The organism is Alteromonas sp. S015 (assembly GCF_036864485.1).
In the GTDB taxonomy this organism is placed as follows: domain Bacteria; phylum Pseudomonadota; class Gammaproteobacteria; order Enterobacterales; family Alteromonadaceae; genus Alteromonas.
The window spans coordinates 1-4,171 of the sequence record NZ_JAZETO010000017.1 but is presented as its reverse complement, the minus strand read 5'-3'; the positions used below and the strand labels follow the sequence as shown (position 1 = coordinate 4,171).

At 39.5% G+C, this 4,171-nt stretch carries 5 protein-coding genes and 2 pseudogenes; 6 read left to right on the top strand and 1 reads right to left on the bottom strand.

What is annotated here, in order from left to right; translation table 11 throughout:
- The 3 genes and pseudogenes from V7R42_RS19820 to V7R42_RS19810 form a co-directional block, all read left to right on the top strand.
- Positions 1–735, top strand: a pseudogene (locus V7R42_RS19820) (hypothetical protein); the annotation flags it as partial.
- 26 nt (positions 736–761) lie between these two features.
- Positions 762–1,400 (top strand): hypothetical protein, encoded by a 639-nt coding sequence (locus V7R42_RS19815; protein WP_334022390.1) that lies wholly within the window; start codon positions 762–764, stop codon positions 1,398–1,400.
- A gap of 139 nt (positions 1,401–1,539) precedes the next feature.
- Entirely contained in the window at positions 1,540–2,142 is a 603-nt protein-coding gene (locus V7R42_RS19810) for a zinc ribbon domain-containing protein (protein ID WP_334022389.1), read from the top strand.
- Positions 2,143–2,273: 131 nt separating this feature from the next.
- Here V7R42_RS19810 and V7R42_RS19805 read toward each other — a convergent pair.
- Positions 2,274–2,387 (bottom strand): annotated as a pseudogene (locus V7R42_RS19805) (IS110 family transposase); the annotation flags it as partial.
- Between the two features lie 252 nt (positions 2,388–2,639).
- Between V7R42_RS19805 and V7R42_RS19800 the strand changes: the two are divergent.
- The 3 genes from V7R42_RS19800 to V7R42_RS19790 all read left to right on the top strand — a co-directional run bounded on the left by V7R42_RS19800 (position 2,640) and on the right by V7R42_RS19790 (position 4,132).
- Entirely contained in the window at positions 2,640–2,876 is a 237-nt protein-coding gene (locus V7R42_RS19800) for a hypothetical protein (RefSeq protein WP_334022388.1), read from the top strand.
- A 99-nt stretch (positions 2,877–2,975) separates the two neighbouring features.
- Complete coding sequence (locus V7R42_RS19795; RefSeq protein WP_334022387.1) at positions 2,976–3,560, top strand: hypothetical protein; 585 nt, start codon at positions 2,976–2,978, stop codon at positions 3,558–3,560.
- A 128-nt stretch (positions 3,561–3,688) separates the two neighbouring features.
- Positions 3,689–4,132 carry a hypothetical protein gene (locus V7R42_RS19790; protein ID WP_334022386.1) on the top strand — a complete coding sequence of 148 codons (444 nt, stop codon included), beginning with the start codon at positions 3,689–3,691 and terminating at the stop codon, positions 4,130–4,132.
- Positions 4,133–4,171 lie beyond the last annotated feature (39 nt).

Sequence of the window (4,171 nt, the reverse complement as noted above, 5' to 3'; positions counted from 1 at the left end):
GCAAAGGCAGGCGGACGCGTAAACGCGCCGCTGCTTTGGGCGTTAGGCTCTCAAGGAGAACATAGATTGGACGCAGTAATTGGAAAAAACGCTGTTGTTTTATTAGGAGCAATGTTTACTGCCCTAATTGCGGGATATTTTGCGTTCACAAATCTCGTGGCATCAAAAGAAAATAAGATATCGGAATTTAGGCAGGAGTGGATCAATTCGCTCAGAAATTCTATCGCGCGATACATTTCATCACTTACATACCTATCAACACTGTATATTCATCATTCAGCGCGCCCGGAAGAAAAGCGAGATAAATTCGAGATGGCCCGAGATGTGGAAGAAATATACGCAAGGGTCAACGAATCATACAACGATATAATTTTTCGAATTAATGACAGTGAAAAAAACAGGGAAGGTAAAAAACTAAATGATGCCTTCCTGTCGGCGCTTTATAAAACGAGAGAGCACTATCATAAAAATGAACTGGCAGAGGCGAGAAAGGCTTGTGAGCCTTTAAGGGAGGCAAGCAAACCTCTCCTAAAGCATGAGTGGAAGCGCGTTAAATCTGGTGAGCTGAATTACAGAATGGCTAAATATCTTGCCATATTTGTCTTGCTAAGCGGGCTATTAGCTGCATTTTCAAATGCCTACTACATATGGGGTGAAGGCAACAACCATCACGCCAGTGTCGCAGAAAAGCCTAACAAATCAATACAGCCGACCGCTAACGCGTCGGCTGATTGAGGCGTTAGGCTTCCAAGGAGTTCAATATGAAGCTTGATCATCTAGAAGGTTATGATGATTATTACGATAATGAGCAACCACTTGAGTTTTGCTCTGATAGGAAAACTATCCACTACAATGGCATTAAAGTTGTACTGAACAAACTTCCTTATTTAAAAAATCCAGTAAGTAATGAAATCTTCTTTACCACACCAGCAGTCCATATCATTAATGAATATATATCTGAAGCGAACAGTAATGGTAAAAGTGAAATAACCATTAATCAGTTTGGGCGATTTAATAGAGGAAAACTTCCGATTGGAGAAAATACAGAGTTTAAGTATTCAGCTTCTGAACATTTCTTCATACCAGGCTTAATTCGAGATATTCCATCTAATGGCTATCTCACTCCGGTTTACTTTAATGAAAACGTTCTTGTTAGGTATGAACATGCTCCTGGCTATAGAGTAAGCTCTAAAACAGATTCATTTGGTGTAATCCACATTAACGAAAACTTCACTATTCCTTATGGGAGAAATAAGTCTGGAAACGTTATCATGTGGCTTGGTGATATTGTTAAATTAGATAACAAGGAAACTCTTTATCTTTATTCAGAAAACATTGAGCCACAATATGATTTACACTCTGATTTCTATGATAATCAGATTCTCAATAAATGGTTATAGAAAGCCTAACAAGTTAATTAAACAGTGGACGCAAAACAGCAGGCTTGCGCTCATTCTTCGCTTAGTTCAGCCTGCTATTTTTCGCCGTTTATTAAGGCGTTAGGCACCAAAAGTAGTAAAGCAGACAGATAGGAAGTAGATGGAAAACAATACATTAAAAAACTGCAACGCTTGTAAAGAACTAATTGATAAGCAAGCGAGCAAGTGTAAGCATTGTGGAACAAGCCAAAACTTTTTTTCCAAGCTAAATAGTTTCTCATTAATACTCAGTTTGGTTGCTACTTTTTTAAGTTTGATTGCGATATCGGCACCAGTGATAACAAATTTTTTTCTTGATAAAAAGCCAGAATTGAAAGGAGTAATGCTTGAGGGGGCCGCAGACACCATTAAGTTCTCACTTTTCAATGTTGGAAAAGCTCCCACGAGCATAAAAGGTGTTCATTTGTCTTATTATTTAGACGACGATTCCCATATGACACATGTGCTTGAAGGAAAGGATATAGATAAGATAGTAGAGCCCGGAAAGGTTTATTATTTCATTGCAAAAACTCAGGATGGTTCACATTTGCCACTTCAGACGTATCCAGGAGGCAAGTCAGCATACGATGAACTTCTACCTGGAGTGTGCACGTTGAAAGTAATACATCATGACTTCGACGACGAAGAGTTAGATATACGTATAGATTATAAATGTCTGGCGGCTCCTGTGCCTAACACATATGAGCCTAACTCCCGTCAATAGATAATAGTATTTCTCTGGCTGCGTTAGCAGCCAGTCCAAATCCCTGAGCTAAATCTCCTAGCTTCATCTGTCATGGTTATCGTCAGGCATCGCCTGCGGCAAACACTGAATCGACCAGTCTTTACTAGACAGATTTTCTTGTGAACCAGTATCTCGCCACGTTCATCAAGGATACATACATAAAGCATTCGTGCATGAAGATCGATTCCGCAGTAAAAAGGATGTAAGTTAGTATAGAATTGCATTGAGTCTTCTCCATTTTGGGTTTGGTCGCCTTCCAGCTTAGCCAATAAAATTAGTTAAGCTGGGGAGAAGGCTCAATAAGTATCAAACGCTGTTGGGACTCCCTCCGGTCGCTGGGACGCTAACACGTGGGCTGACTCACTTCGTTCGGATTTTAGCCCACGTGCTAGCGCCCCAAAGCTTAGCGATACGAATAAGTGAAAAACTAAAAAATCACTGGTAGTCTTAATATTCAATTGAAATAAGGAAGTTCTATGAAAAGTCGTACAAAAGTAGCTTTATCAACTATCGCTTTCGCAACTGTAATTAGCTTGCAATCATACATCCTATATCAACAAAATCAGGCCAATCAGACTGTACAAGTCAAAGTAGACAAGCTTCAGAATCAAATCGACCAAACAAGTAAAGCTAATCAAGAATTTCTCTCAAAAATAGAAAGGCTGGAAAGTAACTTAGAGCTTAAACCTCGTAGCCTTCTTTCCATGAATTAATTGGCTATTCGTATAAAAATTAATATGCGGTTCTTAGGGTCCGCATCATTTAAATGTTAGGCGTCAAAATCAAAATTCAGTAAAACAGTAGGATTGAAAATGGAATTTATACAGAAGAAATACTCAACGAAACATACATTTACCTTCTTCGATGAGCATTTCAACTTTGCATATAAAGAGAAGTCAGGTGAAGGAGATATAGACTTAAATTACGCAGATGTCCCGAATAAACACTCTATTCAAATACAACAAAACGATTGGCTTCGTAATGTTGGTTTTCTTTGGATTGCTATTGGAGTAGCACAAATTGGCTATGCTCTATACTCCGAAGCATCACTATCTGGAAAAGGGTTTTGGTTGCTACTTGGCTGTTTATGCCTAGCATGGGCTGCGTTTTCTAAAATCAAATACTCGGTCTTTCGAACTGAAAAAGGCAATATTTTCGTAATAAATGATAAAAATCACGACAGTATAATAGAAGAGATTAAAACTAGAAAAAACAAGCAACTGCTTGATTGGTATGGAGATATCAACCCCAACAATGAACTCGAAACCGAAATTAATAAGTTTAAGTGGCTTGCAGAGCAGAACGTTATTTCACAAGAAGAAGCAGAGCATAAAATAGCCCAAACAGAAATATTATCTAAAGAGAGCTTTGAATTACCTGGTGAGCGGTTAAATTGACGCCTAACCATACGTTTAAGTCGCAGTCCGCTGTCGCGACCTGCTGGGACACAAATACGCGGGGCGCTTCGCTATTATGCCCCACGCGTTTGTGCCCCTTAGCTTAGCGTTAGCCCTCCAAGGAAGTTATGAGTAAACGTCCAAAAATAGGTGACATAGTTGAAATCCCGTTACCGGATAGTGGAACTGGTTATGCTCAATATACGCATAAGCACAAGCAATACGGTGCTTTGTTACGCGTTTTTCAAGTTCGAGAAAAAGTAAATGATATTGAAGAGCTTTCGAATGTTTCTCATCAATTTTCAACATTTTTTCCACTCAGCGCAGCAGTGAATAGAGAAATAGTAAGCATTGCTGGTAATCTACCAGTTCAGGAAGAATTCAAGACGTTCCCTATCTTTCGTGCGGGCGTTGCTAACCAGTCTGGTGTGGTTGAAGTCTGGTGGTTGTGGGATGGGGAAAATGAAGAGCGAGTTGGTAAACTATCTCCTGAACAAATGGAGTATCCAATTCGTGGTGTTATTAACGACACTCTGTTAATCGAGCGTATATGTTCAGGTTGGCAGGGCTAAAAATTAATATGCGGTTCTTAGGGGCCGCATCATTTAAAT

Bases quoted from the DNA above. Each gene is read 5' to 3' on its own strand.
- V7R42_RS19790 (WP_334022386.1), top strand. From the start codon at position 3,689: ATGAGTAAACGTCCAAAAATAGGTGACATAGTTGAAATCCCGTTACCG.
- V7R42_RS19795 (WP_334022387.1), top strand. From the start codon at position 2,976: ATGGAATTTATACAGAAGAAATACTCAACGAAACATACATTTACCTTC.
- V7R42_RS19810 (WP_334022389.1), top strand. From the start codon at position 1,540: ATGGAAAACAATACATTAAAAAACTGCAACGCTTGTAAAGAACTAATT.
- V7R42_RS19800 (WP_334022388.1), top strand. From the start codon at position 2,640: ATGAAAAGTCGTACAAAAGTAGCTTTATCAACTATCGCTTTCGCAACT.
- V7R42_RS19815 (WP_334022390.1), top strand. From the start codon at position 762: ATGAAGCTTGATCATCTAGAAGGTTATGATGATTATTACGATAATGAG.